We start from the raw sequence: 15,827 nt of genomic DNA, 5'->3' as shown, positions 1-15,827 counted from the left end.
CCGTTTCATACGCTGAAATACCCGCGCCGCGACCGGCATCAGCCGTCGCGGCGTTTTGCCATTTAAACCACCGTTCTTCCTGAAAGCGGTGCTGACATCATTTATTAAGGAGCGCATTCATGGCTGTTGGTCTTGGTCCTTTGCCAACGTTGCACCCGGTTGCCGGTTTTGAACTCGGTATCGCCTCGGCCGGCATCAAGCGCCCGGGGCGCAAGGATGTCGTGGTCATGCGCTGCGCCGAAGGCTCCACGGTCGCGGGCGTGTTCACCCTGAACGCGTTTTGCGCAGCTCCTGTGATTCTGGCCAAGCAACGTGTGCAAGGCCCGGTGCGTTACCTGCTGACCAACACCGGCAATGCCAACGCTGGCACCGGCGAACCTGGCCTGGCCGCTGCCGAGCGCACGTGCGCCAAACTGGCTGAATTGACCGGCGTTGATGCCAGCCTCGTGCTGCCGTACTCCACCGGTGTGATCGGCGAGCCGCTGCCGGTCGAGAAGATCGAAGGCGCGCTGCAAGCGGCGCTCAATGATCTGTCGGTCAACAACTGGGAAGCTGCCGCCACCGGCATCATGACCACCGACACCTTGCCCAAAGGTGCCAGCCGCCAGTTCCAGTATGACGGCGTGACCATCACCGTCACCGGCATCAGCAAAGGCGCGGGCATGATCCGCCCGAACATGGCGACCATGCTCGGCTACATCGCCACCGACGCCAAAGTCTCCCGCGAGGTGCTGCAAAACCTGCTGCTGGATGGCGCGAACAAGTCGTTCAACCGCATCACCATCGATGGCGATACCTCGACCAACGACTGCTGCATGCTGATCGCCACCGGTCAGGCTGCGCTGCCGGAAATCACCGAAGCGAGCGGTGAGTTGTTCGCCAAGCTGAAACAAGCAGTGTTCGAAGTGTGCATGGACGTGGCCCAGGCCATCGTGCGTGACGGCGAAGGTGCGACCAAGTTCGTGACTGTCGAAGTCAACGGCGGCGGCAATCACCAGGAATGCCTGGACGTCGGTTACACCGTGGCGCACTCGCCGCTGATCAAGACCGCACTGTTCGCGTCCGACCCGAACTGGGGCCGCATCCTCGCCGCCGTCGGCCGTGCCGGCGTGCCGAACCTGGACGTGAGCAAGATCGACGTGTTCCTCGGCGACGTGTGCATCGCCAGCCGTGGCGCTCGCGCCGCGACGTACACCGAAGCCCAGGGCGCGGCGGTGATGCAGCAGGAAGAGATCACCATCCGTATCGAACTGGGTCGCGGCGATTGCAGCGAAACCATCTGGACCACCGACCTGTCCCACGAATACGTGAAGATCAACGCCGAGTACCGTACTTAAGACCGAGTCGCCCCGTTCGCGGGCAAGCCTCGCTCCTACAGGATTGATGTCGTTCACATAATTCGCGAACGGCCTGTTCCGTGTAGGAGCGAGCGGTGCGGCGATCCGACTTGCCCGCGAAGGCGGCCGACCAGACACTAAAGCTTCTGGCCTGTTCCACTTACCAAAAGGCGCCCGAATATGAGCCTCCACCTGATCATCGGCGACAAACTGCTTTCCTCCTGGTCCCTGCGCGGCGCTCTGGCCCTTGACCTCACTGGCGCCCCGTACACCGAAGAACTGATCAAGCTGAATCAGCCAGACACCCGCGAACGACTGCTCAAGCACTCGCCGACCGGTAAAGTCCCGCTGCTGAAAACCGAGCACGGGACCATCGCCGACTCCCTGGCGATTGCCGAATACCTGGCGGAGCAATTCCCCGATGCCGGTCTCTGGCCCAAAGACACCGCCGCCCGTGCCCAGGCGCGTTCGGCCTGTGCACAGATGCACGCCGGGTTCTTTGCCGTGCGGGGCAACATGCCGTTCGACTTGAGCCGCGATGCTCCGCTGTCGCCGACGCCTCCTGACGTGCAGGCGGAAATCAAGCGCATGCTGGCGTTGTGGGCAGAATGCCGTGCGGTGGCGACTGAGTCCGGGCCGTTCCTGTTTGGCCGCGCGACCCTCGCCGACGCCTTTTTCGCACCGATTGCCGTACGCCTGCGCACTTATCAGGTGAAGTTGCCGGCAGTGGACGAAGCCTATGTCGAAACCCTTTACCAATGGCCGTCGTTCAAGGCCTGGCAGAAGGCAGGTCTGGAGGAGATTGGGCAGTGAAACGAGTACACGTAGCCGCCGCCGTTATCCGTGACAGCAGTGGCAAGATTCTTATCGCACGGCGTGCCGACACCCAGCATCAGGGCGGTTTGTGGGAATTCCCCGGGGGCAAGGTCGAGGGTGACGAATCCGTCGAAACCGCCCTGGCTCGCGAGCTCCAGGAAGAGCTGGGCATTGTGGTCAGCGCCGCGCGACCGTTAATCAAGGTTCGCCACGATTACCCGGACAAGCAAGTGTTGCTGGACGTCTGGGAAGTCTCGGCCTTTACCGGCGAACCCCACGGTGCCGAAGGCCAGCCACTGGAGTGGGTGGCTCAGCGCGATCTGCTGAATTACGAGTTCCCGGCGGCCAACCAGCCGATCGTTGCGGCTGCACGACTGCCTGGCGAATACCTGATTACCCCGGAAGACCTGGAAACCCCGGCCTTGCTGCGCGGTATCCAGAAAGCCATCGCCGGCGGCATCAAGTTGATCCAGCTGCGCGCGCCCAACGGCTACGATCCGAAATACCGGGATCTGGCGGTGGATGCGGCGGGGCTGTGTGCCGGTAAGGCGCAGTTGATGATCAAGGGGCCGTTCGAGTGGTTGGGCGACTTCCCGTCCGCGGGCTGGCACATCACAGCAACACAGTTGCGCAAATACGCGGCAGCGGGTCGACCATTACCGGCTTCGCGCTGGTTGGCGGCGTCCTGCCACAACGCTGAAGAACTGGCGCTGGCCGAGCAAATGGGCGTGGACTTTGTGACCTTGTCGCCGGTGCAGCCGACGCTGACTCACCCGGATGCGCTGCCGTTGGGTTGGGAGCAGGCTTCGGCGCTGATCGAAGGCTTCAGCAAGCCGGTGTTCTTGCTCGGTGGTGTTGGCCCGGCACAGGTTGATAAAGCCTGGGCGGCAGGCGCCCAAGGTGTGGCGGGGATTCGGGCGTTTTGGCCTGATTCTTTGGTGTAGCCACTGGCCTCTTCGCGGGCAAGCCTCGCTCCTACATTGGGTCGCGGGTGATTCCGTAGGAGCGAGGCTTGCCCGCGAAGGCGTCTGTAAAGGCGCCGATTATTCGTGAGGCTTAGCGGCCGGCTGCCAAAGAATCTCCGCAATCCGCTGGCGCTTGGCAATCACCCTTGCCACCACAAACAACACATCCGACAACCGATTGATATACGCCAACCCGACCCCGGCCAACGGTTCAATCGCATTCAAATGCTGACACCGCCGCTCCGCGCTTCGTGCCAGGCTTCTGCACACATGGGCCTGGGCAATCAGCGCTGAACCACCCGGCAGGATGAAATTCTCCAGCGGCCCCAGCTCTTCATTCCACACATCGATCGCCGCTTCCAGGCGTTCGATTTCCGCTGCATTCAAAGCCTGATACACCGGCATCGCCAACTCGCCACCCAGGTCGAACAACCGATGCTGGCAGGGCGCCAGAACCTCAATTACCTCGTTCAAACCCGGATATGCAGCACTTTCTGCCGCCAACCCGGCCAACAGTACGCCCACCTGGCTGTTCAGCGTGTCGACTTCGCCAATGGCCTCGATCCGCGGGTGGTCCTTGGGCACGCGGCGGCCATCGCCGAGTCCGGTTTCACCTTTGTCGCCGGTGCGGGTGTAAATCTTCGACAAGCGAAAGCCCATGGGTTACCTCGATAGCTGATTGAGTTCTTGAGAGATGACGGGGCTGCCCGCCAGCGGCAGGCGCAAGGTGAAACAGGTGCCTTGGCCCAATGTCGACTGCACCTCCATCTGACCCTTGTGGTTATTGGTGATGATGAAATACGAAACCGACAAGCCAAGGCCCGTGCCCTGACCGATTTCCTTGGTGGTGAAGAACGGCTCGAAGGTGCGTTTGCGCACGTTCTCGCTCATGCCGATGCCGTTGTCCTCGACCTGGATTTCGGCCCACGGCGGGTTCAGCCGGGTACGCAGAATGATTCGCCCCGGTTCGCGGTCGTCTTCACGTTGGTGAATGGCCTGGGCGGCGTTTTTCAGCAGGTTAAGCAGCACTTGTTCCAGTTCGTTGGCCGTGCCGGGCACCGGACCCAGTGCCGGGTCGAACTGACGGGTGATCGCCTGGCCCTTGAAGTCGAAACCGATGGCCAGGTCGAAGTCGTTACCGGCGATTTCCACTGCTTGATCAATCAGCGCCGGCAGGTCGCACGGGGCCATTTGCCGGGTACTGCGGCGGCTGAAGCTGAGCATGTGGGTGACAATCTTCGCCGCCCGGGCGCCAGCCTGTTGAATGCCATCAAGCAGCTGCGGTACTTCGCGTGCTTGCAGGTATCTGTTGACCGTTTCCAGGGAAATGCCGGCTTGCTCGGCCTGCTCGAGGTTCTTCGGCAGGTCAGGCGACAGTCGTCGTCGAATGTTCTGCACGTTGTGCAGGATCGCGCCCAACGGGTTGTTGATTTCGTGGGCCATGCCGGCGGCGAGGCCACCGACCGAGAGCATTTTTTCCGACTGCACCATCATTTCTTCCAGCGACAGGCGCTGGGTGATGTCGTCGATCCGGATCACCACACCACGCCCGGCCCCGCCCATCAGTGGGTAGAAGGTCAGCGCGTAATGCTTGGGTTCATCGTCCTTGAACCAGGTGACGCGCTCAATCTTCGCCACCGTGTGCTGCTCGACGGTTTGCTTGAGCTGCGGCAGAAACGGTTTCAGCGGCTCGAAAGCGAGGAAGATCGGCTGATTCAAGGCTTCGTCCAGACGGGTGCCGGACAGGGCGCTGGCCTCCTGATTCCACTGGGTTACGTAGAGCTGCTCGTCGAGGGCGATCAGCGCCGACGGCATGGAGTCGATGATGCTGTTGAGGTAGTTCTGGAAGCCGGTGAGTTTCTTCTCGATCTTGCTGCGCACCTGAACTTCGAGTTCCAGTTTGCGATTGGTGTGGCGGGTTTCTTCGGCCAGGCCTTGCGCCTGATCGTAGGCTGCCTGGGAGTCATCCCGGGCACGCTTGAGCTGCTGCTCCCGGGCTTCGATCCGCGAAAGCATGGTGTTGAACGCCTCGGCGAGGCTGCCGATTTCGTCGTGGTTGCCACGGGAGGCGCGCAGGGCGTAGTTCTCTTCGCGGGTCACTTGCCGGGACAACTCTTCGAGCTGATGGATCGGCCGGGTAATCAGGCGTTTGATCTGCCGGGCGATCACCAGCCACAACAGCACACTGAAGATCAGAATGCCCAAACTGGCGGTCAGGGTCCCGGTGTAGAACGCCACCGGCAATTCGCTGCTGGCCACCAACAACAGATGCCCCGGCGCGGTACCGGGGCGGGGCAGGGTGATCACTTGGTTGCTGCGAAACTCGGTGGCCTGCCAGGATTCGATGTGCCGATAGCGATCCGGCAGGTGCAGCTTTTCGCCATGCTGCAATTGCGCCAGGCGCTCACCCTTGCCGTCATACAGGGCGGCCGCTCGCAGCGGTGAATAACTGTTGAGTTCGTTGAGCAGGCGTTCGGCGCTTTGCGGCGACGTCAAGGCGTCGGCCACCAGGCTCGGATTGGAGACGAGTCGGCCGATGGTCTGCAAGGCCTGAGGCGCCATGCTTTCCTGAGAGATGTAATACGCGGCGCTGATAAACGTCAGGTTGGCGACCAGCAGGATGGTGATCAACAACACGAGCAGGGCGGCCAGCAGTTTCTGGCCGACGGGAAGGTTTTCGAGACGCTGGCGCAATGGCATCAGGTTCATCGCAGAAAAGGAACAAGTGGCCAGCGTAGCCGCTGCTCAGTCGCTGGGCAATCCAAGGCTGTGCAGATGGGTGATCAACCTCGATTCAAGCTGATTGAGATGAGGCAGGTTTAGCCGGTGCCGCGAGGCCACTTTGCAGACATAGCCCAACAGGTAGCTGATTTCGGTTCGGCGCTGGCTCGCGACATCCTGGTGCATCGAGGAGTAGTTGGCCGCCGTGGCATGGATCACCCGTTCGACTTCCTGTTGCAGGTCCTCGGCCGCTGCCGGTTGACCGCAACGTTCCAGCAGGTCAGTCAGTTCATCGCAGAGGGTGGCGACTTCGCAATGATGTTCCTGCAAACCGCCGTTGCGGCAATCGTGCAGCACCGTCAGCGGGTTGATCGCACAGTTGAGCGCCAGTTTTCGCCACAGCCTTGTCAGAATCTCGATGCTCCACTCGTGAGGAATACCAGCGGCAGACAAGTCGTCCAGCCAGATCGGTGCCACCGGATGGCCGGCATCCCCCAGCCAGGTGTAGCCGTGACCGGCAAACACCACGCGCCAGTCGCCGTCGCGAAACGCGCCTTCGGTGCTGGAAGCGCATACGCAACGCGCCTGTGGAACCTGCGCGGCGACGGCGTCCTGACTGCCGAGGCCGTTCTGCAACAGGATCAGCTCGGCATCAGGCGTCAGACGCGGCGCCAGTTGGGCGACGGCCTTTTCGGCATCGTAGGCTTTGCAGGCCACCAGCAGACGGTGGATCGGTTCGCTGCTGTGCGGTGTTTCACCGGGGATGTCATAGGTGTTGGCTTCGCCGTGCTCGACCAGCGTCAGCCCGCCTGCCGCTCGATACGCCTGCAAGCGTTGTTCGTCGCGCACGATCAATTTGACCGGCACTCCGGCCCGCGCCAGGCGGGTGGCCCACAAAGTGCCGAGGCTGCCGGCGCCCAATACATGCCAAGTGGTGGACATCAGCTTTTTGCTCGGTTTGGTGCAGGCATGTGAGGCTCGCAGTATCGGTTGGAAAAGACCCGTTATAATGAGCCCGATTTTAACCGCAAGCCAAGCGCGCTCCATCGCTATCGAGCGCGCCTTTTATTGGAGAGATTACATGCCGTCGTTCGACGTGGTATCCGAACTGGACAAACACGAAGTCACCAACGCGGTCGAGAACGCCGTCAAGGAACTCGATCGTCGTTATGACCTGAAAGGCAAGGGCACCTTTGAATTCAAGGAAAAGGACCTGACCGTCAACCTGACCGCCGAGGCCGACTTCCAGCTGGAAGCGATGATCGAGATCCTCAAGCTGTCCCTGGTCAAGCGCAAGATCGACGTGCAGTGCCTTGAGGTCAAGGATGCCTACGCGTCGGGCAAGCTGATGAAACAGGAAGCGGTCCTCAAGGAAGGCATCGACAAAGAGCTGGCGAAGAAAATCGTCGCTCACGTCAAGGACGCCAAGCTCAAGGTCCAGGCTTCCATTCAGGGCGAGCAAGTGCGCATTACTGGCAAGAAGCGTGACGATTTGCAGGAAGCCATCGCAGCCCTGCGCGCCAAGACTTTCGATATGCCGCTACAGTTCAACAACTTCCGCGACTGATGCGGGAACCTGTGGGGCCTGTGGGAGCGGGCTTGCTCGCGAAGAGGGCGTATCAGTCGACATCACTGTTGAATGACACACCGCTTTCGCGAGCAAGTCGGATCGCCGCACCGCCGCTCCCACCTTGATTGTGTTTAACCGGCGGGCCTTTTCTGCCGCTTATTTTTCGCGTGCCGGATGGCCGGGAATCAGGAGAAAGTAGATGGATTTGAATACTGAAGTGGACAACCTGGTCAAGGCGTCTCAAGCCTGGATACCGATGATCATGGAATACGGCAGCCGCGTGTTGCTGGCGGTGATTACCCTGGCCATCGGCTGGTGGCTGATCAACAAAGTGGCGCAAAAGCTCGGTGGCCTGCTGGCACTGCGTAACGCCGACCTCGCGTTGCAAGGCTTCATCAGCAGCCTGGCGAATATTATTCTCAAGGTTTTGCTGATCGTCAGCGTGGCCTCGATGATCGGTGTAGAAACCACGTCGTTCGTTGCAGCCATCGGTGCAGCAGGTCTGGCCATCGGTCTGGCCCTGCAAGGCAGCCTGGCGAATTTCGCCGGCGGCGTGTTGATTCTGTTGTTCCGCCCGTTTCGCATCGGTGACTGGATCGAAGCCCAAGGCGTTGCCGGTACAGTCGACAGCATCCAGATTTTTCACACTGTGCTGCGCACCGGCGATAACAAAACCATCATCGTGCCTAACGGCAATCTGTCGAACGGCATTATCACCAACACAAATCGTCAGCCAACCCGCAAAGTAGTGTTTGATGTGGGCGTGGACTACGAAGCGGACTTGCAGAAGGCCCGGGAAGTATTGCTGGAGCTGGCCAAGGACGAACGTATTCTGACTGAGCCGGCTCCGCAGGCAGTCATTTCTACGCTGGGTGACAGTTCGATCACTGTTTCGCTGCGCGTATGGGTAAAAACAGCTGATTACTGGGATGTGATGTTCATGTTCAATGAACAATCCCGTGATCGTTTGAAGACGGCCGGTATCGATATTCCGTTCCCGCAGCGAGTTATTCGTGTGGTCCAGGAAGCAGCAGTGAATTGAGGTGTGTTGTTACCAAAGTCTGACTTAACGGTCAGGCTTGTTGGGTAGCAAGCTAATCATTAACGTCTTGCGCAACGCGGTTAAAAAAAGGCCCATCCGAAGATGGGCCTTTTTATTTGTTACCGCAAACTAACTGGATGCGATTACAAAATCGACAGTGGATAGTCGACGATCACACGGAACTCTTTCACGTCGCCTTCACCTTCGTCGGCGTTAGCAAAGTGCCAAGCTTGACGGAAGCGGACGGACAGATCTTTTGCCGGGCCAGACTGAACAACGTACTTGGCTTCGAAGTTGGTTTCGTTGTGCTTGCCATCTTCACCGTACATGCCGGTGTAAGTGCTGTTTGTTGGAGTGTTGGTGCCGTCGATGTCCCAACCTTTCACGTAACGGGTCATGAAGCTCAGACCTGGAACGCCGTACTCGGCCATTTTCAAGTCATAACGGATCTGGGCAGATTTCTCGTTAGGAGCGTTGAAGTCGGAGTACTGGATGGAGTTGGCGAGGAAAATCGAGTCGCCGCCGCGGTTGTTATCGCCCACACCGATGTAGTCGAACGGGGTATCGCCGTTAACCTTTTGGAAGGCCAGGGTGATGGTGTGTGCTTTCAGGAACGAGAGAGCAGTAGCCAGCGAGAACGTTGTGTTGCTGATGTCGCCGGCGTTCGCGTTACCGGTATCGGTGGTGCGGTAGATGTTGAAGTCGGTGTTCAGCGACGTGTCACCACCAAACGGGGTGGTGAGGTTCACGTTGGCGTAGTACTGGTTCCAGATGTCTTCCAGCTTAGAGCCATACAGCGATGCGGAAAGATTATCGGTGATGCCGTACTTGCCACCAAAATAGTCGATCGACTTGGCTGCTACGCCATTGCCACCATTCGCGTAGGTTGCATACAGCTCGCCTTGGCTATCGTTTTTGTCCTGGCTGGACGCCGAGTAGAAGTGACCGGCTTCGAGGTCAAGGTCTTTGACTTCGCTGCTCTGCAGTTGGAAACCGGTAGCCACTTGAGGAAGGATACGGGAACCGCCAATAGCGAACACCGGAGAAGTGCTCGGGCTCATTTCGCCGAATTTCAGCTCAGTTTTGGAGACGCGGAATTTAATGGCCGCGCCGGCTTTACCCTGGCTGTCGTTGACTTCGCGGGCAAAACCGTTGGCTTTGCGGGTGTCGCTACGGCTCATGTTACCCGAACCGGAAGTGCCATCGCCGCCATCCAGTTTGATGGCCAGGTAACCGAATGCATCAACGCCAACGCCAACAGTGCCTTGGGTGTAACCGGAGTTGTAGGTGCCCCAAAGACCTTGAGTCCAGTCTTTGACGTCGCGGCCACCGTCTTTGTTGTCACGGTTGAAGTAGTAGTTGCGAACCAGCAAGTTCAACGAGCTGTCTTCAACAAAACCTTTGGCTTCAGCCTGGTCACTTACGAAAGGTGCGGCCATAGCCACTTGAGTACCGGCTGCTGCTGCAACTGCCAGTGCGATCATGCTCCACTTCATCACGCGCATCGTGATTTGCTCCTTTGGTTTTTAGAAGAGTACTGCCGTCCCACCTGTTTTATTATCTGGGCGGCTCTTTCTTTTTGTGTCGGCGCAAAGTTATATCACGCCGACCATGTTGGCGATACTTGCGTATCTAACCTTGCAGCTTCTTTACGACCCTGTCGCAAACAGCTGGGTAGATGTCGCAAATTTAAAGCCTCGACGCAAGCAGATTGGCAACTTTGGCGTTGTTTTCCAAGGCTTGTGCATCGGTAAAAAGAGTCCCTGGTGAAACGTTTGAATCTCCATTGGGCAACCCTGCCACTGTTCTTATTTGCCTTGGGGCTTCCACTTCCAGCGGAGGCTTCCAGGGCGATGTGGGTGTGAATGCAACAAGCGTGCACAAACCAGAATTCTGCTGCTTTTTTTTTCTGGGAGCCTGCCTGTCGCTGTAAAAACCTCGTAAAACCGGGGGCTTCGAGCGCGTTTTTTGTACGCTTGACGCCGTGCATTGCATAGTGTTGCAACCCTGGAGCCGATCGCATGACAATGAAAAATGTTACCGGTTCACCCCTTCGGTGAGTAATTCACGGATGCTGACGCATTCAGCGTAGACGCACTGTGCGGTTTTGGTGCAAAAAATCTTAATCACTGTGCTGAATTCACACAGTGCACTCATGGCGACGGCTGGAACTATTCATTGGAAATCAGTCATTTCGCCTTTGCGGTTGCGATCTTCGGTTCTGTGTTGGTGCGTCTCGATCGAAAATGGCCCATCTCGGGGCGTTCGTTCAGCGTGATGCCAGCGGTGATCACGGGTATGCTGCCGTCCTGTCGCTTGGCGCGCAGCCCTTCTGGATGGGCGCTAAGCTGAAAAATGATGACCAGGCGGGAGTGCGCAGAGTGTTCGCTTTAGATCCACGACTTCAACAAGACACGCTACCGATCGGGGATTTCCCGCTGTGCCGGCTGCTGTTATCCAATGATTCGAACTACCCCTGGTTCATCCTGGTGCCACGCCGCAACGATATCAGCGAGATATTTCAGTTGGGTGTCGCAGATCAACAGCAGCTGTGGCAGGAAACGACCGCGCTGGCGCAGTTGCTCAAGGATTCGTTCGACGCCGACAAGATGAATGTCGCGGCGCTGGGTAATGTCGTCAGTCAGTTGCACATGCATGTCATTGTGCGCAAACGCGAGGACGCCGCCTGGCCAGCCCCGGTCTGGGGCAAACACCCGGCCGTGCCTTACAGCGCAGCGCAGGTCGCGACCATTCGCGAGCGGCTGCGTCTGGTGTTAACCGAAGACTTTACGTTTCTGGAGGGTTGAATCATGAGCCTGGAAGATCGCGTTACCGATCTGGAGAGCCAACTGGCGTTTCAGGATGACACCATCCAGTCGTTGAGCGATGTGCTGGCGACGCAGCAGCGCGCCGTTGAGCGTCTGCAATTGCAGATGGCCGCATTGCTCAAGCGCCAGGAAGAAATGGCCGGCCAGTTCGAAACCTTCGAAGAAGAAGCGCCACCACCGCATTATTGAAACCGCAGGCAATAAAAAACCGCGAACAGCTTAGCTGCTCGCGGTTTTTTTTAGCCTTGAATCAGCGACGCGGCAATGCGGCGATCACGTCTTCGGCTTGCAGCCCTTTGTCACGATTCATGACGGAGAACTCCACGCGCTGGCCTTCGACCAGCACACGGTGACCTTCGCCACGAATGGCCCGGAAATGCACGAAAATATCATCGCCGGAATCACGGGAAATAAAGCCGAAGCCCTTGGAGGTGTTGAACCACTTGACGGTGCCGGTATCGCGGTTGCTCATGTCGTAGCTTGGCGAGGCGGCGGCCGGTGAAGATTTGTAGAAGCTGATAGCCAGGTGCAGAAGAACGGCGATCAGGGCCGCTACCAGGCTGAACAGAACGGCAGGTTGACCGGCAATGACAGGCATTGGCGCGAGCAACGTCAGGGTTTGCAGGACGACGGCCAGGACCAGCAAGGCGCTGACCAGGTTTTGCAGTTGATGACGTGGGCCTTTGTTCCAGTAAGGGATAACGGGAGCAAGGGTGAGGTTGAGCAAGCCGAAAAAGGCCAGGTACAGTGCATCGGGTTGTTGCAGGTAAGGTACTGCTTCGGATCGCAGGCTAGGGATGAAGGACAGCAGCAGGGCTGCTGCGCCCATTAGCAGGTGGACGATTTTCAACATTTTGATTAACTCACGTTAAGACGGATCACAAGGAAGAGCTGATTGAGCACGGTTCGCTTCAGGACAATAAGAGGCGTTGGACACGTACCCGGTACCAGCCTATGCGCAGCCCCCGGAAAATAGGTGGTCGCGACACACTGTCTATTTAACAGCAAAGCCTGCAGCTACTCAAATCAGGCAGTCCGGCGGTGCTTCGCGGGGCGATTTGTCGCAGGCCATTGTGCAATCCCGGGCTGCGATGGGGTGGCAGGCTTGCTAGAGTGGTCTTGCACCTGTTGGATGAACTCATCACCTTTAGGGGATAAACATGGCAATCGATATCGGTATCAGTGAAGAGGACCGCAAGTCCATCGTCGACGGGCTCTCGCGTCTGCTGTCGGACACTTATGTTCTGTATTTGAAAACCCATAACTTCCATTGGAATGTCACCGGTCCCATGTTTCGGACCCTGCACCTGATGTTCGAGGAGCAATACAACGAGTTGGCCCTGGCCGTCGATTCGATTGCCGAGCGCATTCGCGCCCTCGGGTTTCCGGCGCCAGGCGCCTATTCGGTTTACGCGCAGCTGTCTTCTATAAAGGAAGAAGCCGGCGTACCCAGCGCCGAAGACATGATCAAGCAGCTTGTCGAGGGGCAAGAGGCGGTGACACGGACGGCGCGCGGGATTTTTCCGCTGCTGGAAAAAGTCAGCGACGAGCCGACGGCTGACCTGCTGACCCAGCGCATGCAGGTCCACGAAAAAACCGCGTGGATGTTGCGGTCTCTGCTGGATCAGTAATCGTCAGTACGCGAATGATGCCCATAGGGTGTTGTTCGCGGTCTTTGACTTCCTCAAATCGCTTTTGCGCTCGTTAAAACTCGTCTGGTTGTGTAGGAAAACGGCCGGCCTAGGACGCTCTCCATGATCGCCCTTCAGCTGTTGGCTTATCCTACGTCGATGGTCATAAAGTCATCTGGATATACCTTTGCGCCTGCGCTTTTATAAGGCCACGGAGAGTGCTCTTACAGAAGCCAGGGATGACAAAGGAGTGTCAACGATATGGATTATGGAGACAGGCGAAGCGAGGGGAGGGTCGGTCCGGTCAAGGACATAAGGATTGATCCGTTTGTCAGCGAATTTGATATGGGGCTGGCCCAGCCGCTGTCCCGGTCGGTGCGGTTGAATGGCTTTGCCACCTGCTTGCGGCTTGAACAGGTGTACTGGGATATTTTGGGCGATATGGCCAAGGTCAATTGCTGTACGGTCAGTGCGCTGCTGTCCCATGTGGACCGCGAAGTGCACTTGCGTCATGGCGGGGTCAAGAACTTCACCGGGCTGGTGCGGGTTGTCTGCGTCGTGCACAGCCTGAAAGAAGGAGGCTACGCCGCAATGCCCTAGCCACAGCGGTGGATCGGGCAGAGTGTCGGTCTGTGCAGTCTTACGGCTGCACAGGCTGCATTTAATGGATATAATCCCGCTCTTTGCCGCAAAACCCAGCGTGCGCGGTAGCAATCTGATCGCCGAGACAATCCCCATGCCGATGTACGACTATCAATGTGCTTCCTGTGGTCATCAGTTGGAAGCCATTCAAAAGATCAGCGCAGCACCGCTGGTCGACTGCCCTGCCTGCCAGGCGCCAGAGCTTAAAAAGATGCTGTCCATGCCGGGCTTCCGCCTGAGCGGCAGCGGCTGGTACGAAACCGATTTCAAGACCGGTTCCAAGAAGAATCTGGCCGGCGGCGACAAAGCTGACTAAGGTCTGGAACCTGAGTTGAACGACTACGCGCGAGCTCTTGCAACCTCTGCAAGGCCTCCAACCGAATTTCGAATTACGAGAAGTGAAACCACTACCATGATGCGCAGCCATTATTGCGGCCAACTGAACGAAGCCCTGGAAGGCCAGGAAATTATCCTTTGCGGATGGGTTCACCGTCGCCGCGACCACGGTGGGGTGATTTTCCTCGATATCCGTGATCGTGACGGTCTGGCCCAGGTGGTGTTCGACCCGGACCGCGCTGAGAGCTTCGCCGCCGCCGATCGCGTGCGCAGCGAATACGTCGTGAAAATCACCGGCAAGGTTCGCCTGCGTCCGGCCGGTGCCACCAACGCCAACATGGCGTCGGGCATGATTGAAGTCCTGGGCTACGAGCTGGAAGTGCTGAACGAATCGGAAACCCCGCCGTTCCCGTTGAACGAGTACTCCGACGTCGGCGAAGAAACCCGCCTGCGTTATCGCTTCCTTGACCTGCGTCGCCCGGAAATGGCCGAGAAGCTGCGTCTGCGTTCGCGCATGACCACCAGCATCCGTCGCTACCTGGACGAGAACGGCTTCCTCGACGTCGAGACGCCGATCCTGACCCGCGCCACCCCTGAAGGTGCTCGCGACTACCTGGTACCGAGCCGTACTCACGCCGGTTCGTTCTTCGCCTTGCCGCAATCGCCGCAGCTGTTCAAGCAACTGCTGATGGTGGCCGGCTTCGACCGTTACTACCAGATCGCCAAGTGCTTCCGCGACGAAGACCTGCGTGCCGACCGTCAGCCTGAATTCACCCAGATCGACATCGAAACCAGCTTCCTCGATGAAAAAGACATCATGGGCCTTACCGAAGGCATGATCCGCAACCTGTTCAAGGAAGTGCTGGACCTGGAATTCGGCGAATTCCCGCACATGACCTTCGAAGAAGCCATGCGTCGCTACGGTTCCGACAAGCCGGACTTGCGTAACCCGCTGGAACTGGTGGACGTTGCCGACCAGCTTAAAGAAGTCGACTTCAAGGTTTTCAGCGGTCCTGCCAACGATCCGAAATGCCGTGTCGCCGCCTTGCGCGTACCGGGTGCGGCGAGCATGCCGCGCAAGCAGATCGACGACTACACCAAGTTCGTCGGCATCTACGGTGCCAAGGGCCTGGCGTACATCAAGGTCAACGAACGCGCGAAGGGCGTCGAGGGGCTGCAATCGCCTATTGTCAAAAATATCCCTGAAGCCAACCTCAATGTGATCCTTGATCGCGTTGGCGCGGTCGACGGCGACATCGTATTCTTCGGCGCCGACAAGTCGAAGATCGTCAGCGAAGCCTTGGGCGCGCTGCGGATCAAGGTCGGCAACGATCTGGACCTGCTGACCTGCAAGTGGGCGCCAATGTGGGTCGTCGACTTCCCGATGTTCGAAGAGAACGACGACGGCAGCTTCAGCGCCTTGCACCACCCGTTCACCGCGCCGAAGTGCACCCCGGAAGAACTGGAAGCCAACCCGGCAACCGCATTGTCCCGTGCCTACGACATGGTCCTGAACGGCACCGAGCTGGGTGGCGGTTCGATCCGTATCCACCGCAAGGAAATGCAGCAGACGGTGTTCCGCCTGTTGGGTATCAATGAAGCAGAACAGGAAGAGAAATTCGGCTTCCTGCTCGACGCCCTGAAATACGGCGCGCCGCCCCACGGTGGCCTGGCCTTCGGTCTGGACCGTCTGGTAATGCTGATGACCGGTGCCCAGTCGATCCGTGAAGTGATCGCCTTCCCGAAAACCCAGAGTGCTGCCGACGTGATGACGCAAGCCCCGGGTGTTGTAGATGCCAAGGCATTGCGCGAGCTGCACATTCGTCTGCGCGAAACGCCAAAGGCTGAGTAAGGCTGACCGCAAAGGCGCATCCTTCCGGGATGCGCCTTTCCTTTAGGTCGAGATTTTTTGTTGCTGGCCGACACAGCGTGCGCGGCG

The 15,827-nt window shown here is 58.5% G+C and carries 16 protein-coding genes; 11 read left to right on the top strand and 5 right to left on the bottom strand.

Going from position 1 to position 15,827, the window contains the following annotated elements; all coding sequences use genetic code 11:
* Window positions 1–119: 119 nt before the first annotated feature.
* The 3 genes from argJ to ACYZTM_RS08400 all read left to right on the top strand — a co-directional run bounded on the left by argJ (window position 120) and on the right by ACYZTM_RS08400 (window position 3,097).
* Window positions 120–1,337, top strand: coding sequence for a bifunctional glutamate N-acetyltransferase/amino-acid acetyltransferase ArgJ (argJ, locus tag ACYZTM_RS08410; RefSeq protein ID WP_461988091.1), 1,218 nt, complete (start codon window positions 120–122; stop codon window positions 1,335–1,337).
* Window positions 1,338–1,517: 180 nt separating this feature from the next.
* On the top strand, window positions 1,518–2,150 hold the full coding sequence (locus ACYZTM_RS08405) for a glutathione S-transferase family protein (RefSeq protein ID WP_461988089.1): 633 nt from the start codon (window positions 1,518–1,520) through the stop codon (window positions 2,148–2,150).
* The gene (locus ACYZTM_RS08400; protein ID WP_131062259.1) at window positions 2,147–3,097 is read left to right on the top strand and encodes a Nudix family hydrolase; all 951 of its coding nucleotides are present in this window, start codon (window positions 2,147–2,149) and stop codon (window positions 3,095–3,097) included. The genes ACYZTM_RS08405 and ACYZTM_RS08400 overlap by 4 nt, the downstream gene beginning before the upstream one ends.
* 99 nt (window positions 3,098–3,196) lie before the next feature.
* Here ACYZTM_RS08400 and ACYZTM_RS08395 read toward each other — a convergent pair whose 3' ends face one another.
* Genes ACYZTM_RS08395 through ACYZTM_RS08385 form a run of 3 tightly spaced genes read right to left on the bottom strand, consistent with a single transcriptional unit; the run spans window position 3,197 to window position 6,781 of the window.
* On the bottom strand, window positions 3,197–3,778 hold the full coding sequence (locus tag ACYZTM_RS08395) for a cob(I)yrinic acid a,c-diamide adenosyltransferase (RefSeq protein ID WP_461988086.1): 582 nt from the start codon (window positions 3,776–3,778) through the stop codon (window positions 3,197–3,199).
* Between the two features lie 3 nt (window positions 3,779–3,781).
* Window positions 3,782–5,818: a sensor histidine kinase gene (locus tag ACYZTM_RS08390; RefSeq protein WP_131062261.1), complete on the bottom strand. Its 2,037-nt coding sequence runs from the start codon at window positions 5,816–5,818 to the stop codon at window positions 3,782–3,784.
* Window positions 5,819–5,863: 45 nt separating this feature from the next.
* Window positions 5,864–6,781 carry a putative 2-dehydropantoate 2-reductase gene (locus ACYZTM_RS08385; protein ID WP_131062262.1) on the bottom strand — a complete coding sequence of 306 codons (918 nt, stop codon included), beginning with the start codon at window positions 6,779–6,781 and terminating at the stop codon, window positions 5,864–5,866.
* Between the two features lie 139 nt (window positions 6,782–6,920).
* Here ACYZTM_RS08385 and ACYZTM_RS08380 point away from each other — a divergent pair, with 139 nt between their 5' ends.
* A complete protein-coding gene (locus tag ACYZTM_RS08380) occupies window positions 6,921–7,406 on the top strand; it encodes a YajQ family cyclic di-GMP-binding protein (RefSeq protein ID WP_054045015.1) in 486 nt (161 codons plus the stop codon).
* Window positions 7,407–7,608: 202 nt separating this feature from the next.
* Window positions 7,609–8,451, top strand: coding sequence for a mechanosensitive ion channel family protein (locus tag ACYZTM_RS08375; RefSeq protein WP_461988083.1), 843 nt, complete (start codon window positions 7,609–7,611; stop codon window positions 8,449–8,451).
* A gap of 143 nt (window positions 8,452–8,594) precedes the next feature.
* On the opposite strand, the gene ACYZTM_RS08370 is transcribed toward ACYZTM_RS08375, so the two are convergent.
* On the bottom strand, window positions 8,595–9,956 hold the full coding sequence (locus ACYZTM_RS08370; RefSeq protein WP_461988081.1) for an OprD family porin: 1,362 nt from the start codon (window positions 9,954–9,956) through the stop codon (window positions 8,595–8,597).
* 876 nt (window positions 9,957–10,832) lie between these two features.
* Between ACYZTM_RS08370 and ACYZTM_RS08365 the strand changes: the two genes are divergently transcribed.
* Together ACYZTM_RS08365 and ACYZTM_RS08360 are read left to right on the top strand one after the other, a co-directional pair.
* On the top strand, window positions 10,833–11,258 hold the full coding sequence (locus tag ACYZTM_RS08365; RefSeq protein WP_461989114.1) for an HIT domain-containing protein: 426 nt from the start codon (window positions 10,833–10,835) through the stop codon (window positions 11,256–11,258).
* A gap of 3 nt (window positions 11,259–11,261) precedes the next feature.
* Window positions 11,262–11,468 carry a SlyX family protein gene (locus ACYZTM_RS08360; protein WP_010457497.1) on the top strand — a complete coding sequence of 69 codons (207 nt, stop codon included), beginning with the start codon at window positions 11,262–11,264 and terminating at the stop codon, window positions 11,466–11,468.
* A 61-nt stretch (window positions 11,469–11,529) separates the two neighbouring features.
* On the opposite strand, the gene ACYZTM_RS08355 is transcribed toward ACYZTM_RS08360, so the two are convergent.
* Window positions 11,530–12,132 carry a cold-shock protein gene (locus tag ACYZTM_RS08355; RefSeq protein WP_074879478.1) on the bottom strand — a complete coding sequence of 201 codons (603 nt, stop codon included), beginning with the start codon at window positions 12,130–12,132 and terminating at the stop codon, window positions 11,530–11,532.
* A 307-nt stretch (window positions 12,133–12,439) separates the two neighbouring features.
* Between ACYZTM_RS08355 and ACYZTM_RS08350 the strand changes: the two genes are divergently transcribed.
* The 4 genes from ACYZTM_RS08350 (at window position 12,440) to aspS (ending at window position 15,740) form a co-directional block, all read left to right on the top strand.
* Window positions 12,440–12,910: a Dps family protein gene (locus ACYZTM_RS08350; protein WP_461988079.1), complete on the top strand. Its 471-nt coding sequence runs from the start codon at window positions 12,440–12,442 to the stop codon at window positions 12,908–12,910.
* 261 nt (window positions 12,911–13,171) lie between these two features.
* Entirely contained in the window at window positions 13,172–13,510 is a 339-nt protein-coding gene (locus ACYZTM_RS08345) for a ribbon-helix-helix domain-containing protein (RefSeq protein WP_461988077.1), read from the top strand.
* A gap of 136 nt (window positions 13,511–13,646) precedes the next feature.
* Window positions 13,647–13,868 (top strand): FmdB family zinc ribbon protein, encoded by a 222-nt coding sequence (locus tag ACYZTM_RS08340; protein ID WP_010208103.1) that lies wholly within the window; start codon window positions 13,647–13,649, stop codon window positions 13,866–13,868.
* Window positions 13,869–13,964: 96 nt separating this feature from the next.
* Window positions 13,965–15,740, top strand: a complete 1,776-nt coding sequence (aspS, locus tag ACYZTM_RS08335) for an aspartate--tRNA ligase (protein WP_461988075.1) — start codon at window positions 13,965–13,967, stop codon at window positions 15,738–15,740.
* Window positions 15,741–15,827: the final 87 nt, after the last annotated feature.

It is taken from the genome of Pseudomonas sp. MDT2-39-1, assembly GCF_054898085.1.
This window is presented reverse-complemented; position numbering and strand designations above follow the sequence as displayed.